At 58.8% G+C, this 3,545-nt stretch carries 3 protein-coding genes; 2 read left to right on the plus strand and 1 reads right to left on the minus strand.

Features of this window, described 5'->3' with window-relative positions; translation table 11 throughout:
- The first annotated feature begins 173 nt into the window (after nt 1-173).
- Entirely contained in the window at nt 174-1,640 is a 1,467-nt protein-coding gene (locus AB4043_RS18695) for a UbiA family prenyltransferase (RefSeq protein WP_442301408.1), read from the plus strand.
- Between the two features lie 132 nt (nt 1,641-1,772).
- Complete coding sequence (gene pheS / locus AB4043_RS18700) at nt 1,773-2,852, plus strand: phenylalanine--tRNA ligase subunit alpha (RefSeq protein WP_442301407.1); 1,080 nt, start codon at nt 1,773-1,775, stop codon at nt 2,850-2,852.
- 194 nt (nt 2,853-3,046) lie between these two features.
- On the opposite strand, the gene AB4043_RS18705 is transcribed toward pheS, so the two are convergent.
- Nucleotides 3,047-3,545 (minus strand): M28 family peptidase (locus AB4043_RS18705; RefSeq protein ID WP_442307754.1); only part of this gene is annotated, 499 nt, incomplete at its 5' end.

Here is a 3,545-nt window from a genome sequence, read left to right on the forward strand (position 1 = left end):
CTCCCCGGACAGAGCTAGGAAATTGTCCTGGGGGCTAGTGCAAGCGTACTTCAAAATACGGACGACCCCCGCAGAAGGTTTCTCAAAACTGACGCGAATTTATAATCGAGCCATAGCCTAAGGCGGTGATCTTGCCAGTAGAACTTCAAACGATAGACGCTCCAACCCAGCGAGTGGACGTACCACTTTGTGTAGATCTGGACGGAACGCTCGTAAAAAGCGATACCCTGCACGACGCTCTGATGGTCATGCTGCGGCATTCGCCGGGCAGCATTCTGAAGGCCTTCGGCTGGCTGCGCCAGGGCAAAGCCGCCTTCAAACGAAATGTCACCTCAGTCGTAATGCTCGATGCCGCGCATCTGCCCTACAATCACGTGCTCCTGCAGTACCTGCGCGAAGAAAAAGCCCGCGGACGGAAGATTTATCTGGCTACGGCCGCCGAGAAAGCTCTCGCTGACCGTGTGGCCAGCCACTTGGGTATCTTTGATGGCGTTTTGGCCAGCGACGGTAAGATCAATCTGGCCGGAAAAAATAAACTCACAGCTTTTCAGGAAATGTTCCCTGGGGGCTTCTGCTACATCGGCAACGCTCTGCCCGACGCCAGGCTTCTGGCCGCATGCGAGACGCCGATGGTCGCCAACCCGCACGGACGCTTGAAAGTCGCCATGAAGCGCTCCGGCACCGTCCCGGTGCGGGTATTCGAGGACAAGAAACCAGCGCTGAAGGCCTTCCTCAAGGCCATCCGTATTCACCAGTGGGCCAAGAACGTCCTGATCTTCCTGCCACTGCTGCTGGCGCACCAGATCCGCTGGAATACCGTTGTCGGCGCCACCGTCGCCTTTCTGAGCTTTAGCTTCTGCGCATCGGCAACCTACATCATCAACGATCTATTGGACTTAGAAGTCGACCGCAGGCACCCGCGCAAACGTCTGCGCCCGTTTGCCGCAGCCGACCTGAGCGTAGGGGCCGGTTTCGCCATCATTGCCAGCTTCCTGGCAGTCTCGGTCCTTCTGGCGGTTGCGCTTCCCTATCTCTTCCAYGCGGTTCCGAGCTACACCTGGTTGCAGCAACCCCATAAGTTCCTTCTGTGGCTGGCGATCTACGCCGCCATGACGCTCAGCTACAGCTTCCGGCTGAAGCGCATGATGCTGGTGGATGTCATCGTCCTTTCTATGCTTTACACCGTACGCATCGTCGTTGGCTCGGTGTCGACGGGGATTACGGTCACCACCTGGCTGGGCGCCTTCAGCATCTTCTTCTTCCTCTCGCTGGCCTTCGCCAAGCGATTTGCAGAACTGGAGAACCTGCGCGCCCGCGAAAAAGACAACGCCGCCGGACGCGGTTACCGGGTCAGCGATCTGGAGCAGTTGCGTACCTTCGGCGCGGCCAGCGGATACGCGGCCGTCGTCGTTCTGGCGCTCTATCTCAACTCACTGACCGCGCAGAACCTGTATCCGCACATCACCCGCCTGTGGCTGCTGATCCCGATCATCATCCTGTGGGTCAGCAGGCTTTGGATGGTGGCCTCACGCGGCGATCTGGACGAAGATCCCGTGGTCTACGCCCTGGAAGACAGGCGCAGTCTGATCCTTGGTGCCATGATGCTGATCGTCGTCCTCTCGGCAATCATTCCCCTCTAGTCATGCTGGCTGAAGTGCGCATCATCGTGACCGGTGTCTCCAGCAGCAACACCGGTCGTGATGATGCGGGAACCTGAATCATTCAATTCTTCCATTCGCCCCAACGGAGCCATTTATCCTGATACACGGCGTATGAGTGATTTGATTCCGCAACTGAACGACTACAGCGAAGCTGCCCTGGACCAGGCCTTCACCGGCCTGCTGGATGAGGTGCGCCGCGAAGCGGCCACCCTTGCCTCTCCCGAAGCCGTGGAGAACTTCCGCCTGGAGTGGCTGGGACGCAAACAGGGCCGGCTGAAGCTGGTCAGCGATGCATGGCTGAAGACCGCTCCCGTCGAGGCAAAGAAGGCCCTGGGCATGCGCTTCAACCAGTTGAAGCAGGAGATCGAGGCCGCTCTTGAAGGTGGCTCTGCCGTCGGCAGTGATAAGAAAGCGGCATCCCTCGATATCTCTTTGCCCGGCATCTCCCCTCGCATCGGTGTGGAGCATCCGCTGGTCAAGACCATGCAGCAGGTCGTCGGCGTCTTCAAGGCAATGGGCTACTCCGTCGGCACCGGCCCGGAGGTCGAGACCGACTTCTACAACTTCGAAAGCCTGAACTTCCCTCCGAACCATCCCGCTCGCGATACCCAGGACACTCTGGTGATCGCCGGGCAGGAAGGCAAGCCGCTGCGCGAGCGCCTGCTCATGCGCACACACACCTCTCCGGTGCAAATTCGCACCATGGAGAAGCAGCCGCCGCCCCTCCGCATCGTGATCCCCGGCAAGGTGCACCGCAACGATGCCGCCGATGCCACCCACTCGCCGGTCTTCCATCAGGTCGAAGGACTCTGTGTCGATACCAACATCACCTTCAGCGACCTGAAGGGAACGCTGGACCACGCGATGAAGGCGCTCTTCGGTTCGGACGTGAAGACACGCTTCTTCCCCTCGTTCTTCCCATTCACAGAGCCCAGCGCCGACGTGCAGATCAGCTGCCCGTTCTGCGGCCAGAAGGGCTGCCGCAAATGCAAGTACTCCGGCTGGATCGAACTGCTGGGCTGCGGCATGGTCGACCCAGCCGTCTTCGGCTTCGTCAACTACGACGCGAAGAAGCTCTCAGGCTTCGCCTTCGGCATGGGCGTAGAGCGCATCGCCATGATGCTCTACGGCGTAGGCGACATCGGCCAGTTCTACTCCGGCGACATGCGCTTTTTGGAGCAGTTCGCGTAGAAACAAATTGAATGAAGGAATGATTGAATAAATCAGAAGGCCCCGGAGACCCTGGGGCTTTCTTCTTCCGTTCGAACTTTGCTTGTCATCCTGAGCAAAGCGAAGGACCTGCTTTTGACAGGCCCATGCGCTGGGGTGCCCCCACGTTCGAGCGCCAGCTCGAACCTTATTCAATCATTCAATTCTTCAATCATTCATTTGCTCAAGCTTTGCTTCCGCGCCGCCTCAAACTCATCTCCCGGATTCCACGTAATCGGCGGCTGCGTCAACGACACATACCCCAGCTCAATCCCCAGCCGGCACAGATTCGCCAACCCGCTGAAGTCCCACTCAGGACGGAAGTTGTCACTCACGTTGTGATAGTCGTTCTGATTGAAAAGCTCAGCTTGCTTGCGTCCCCAATCCTTGTCATGCCCCTTGTAGGTCCCGCCCTGGCCGAGCGAAAAGGCCGGGACACCTGCATGCGCGAAGGAGAAGTGATCGGAGCGGTAGTAGCCTCCGCTCACATCAGGCCGAGGTGCCGGGATCGTATATCCGAACTTCTTTCCGGCCGCCTCCATCGTGGGATAAAAGCTGGTGCGCTGCACACCGCCCGCATGAAGCTCTGAGCCCATCCCCAGCGGCAGAATCTCGTCAAAGTTCAGATTCAGGTTGATCTGCCCAAGTGGGACAGGAGGATGCTGGGCCAGATAG

The sequence above is a fragment of the Terriglobus sp. YAF25 genome (genome assembly GCF_052113305.1).
Classification (GTDB): Bacteria; Acidobacteriota; Terriglobia; order Terriglobales; family Acidobacteriaceae; genus Terriglobus.

Coding starts and splice junctions, on each gene's coding strand:
- pheS (WP_442301407.1), top strand. CDS start 1,773: ATGAGTGATTTGATTCCGCAACTGAACGACTACAGCGAAGCTGCCCTG.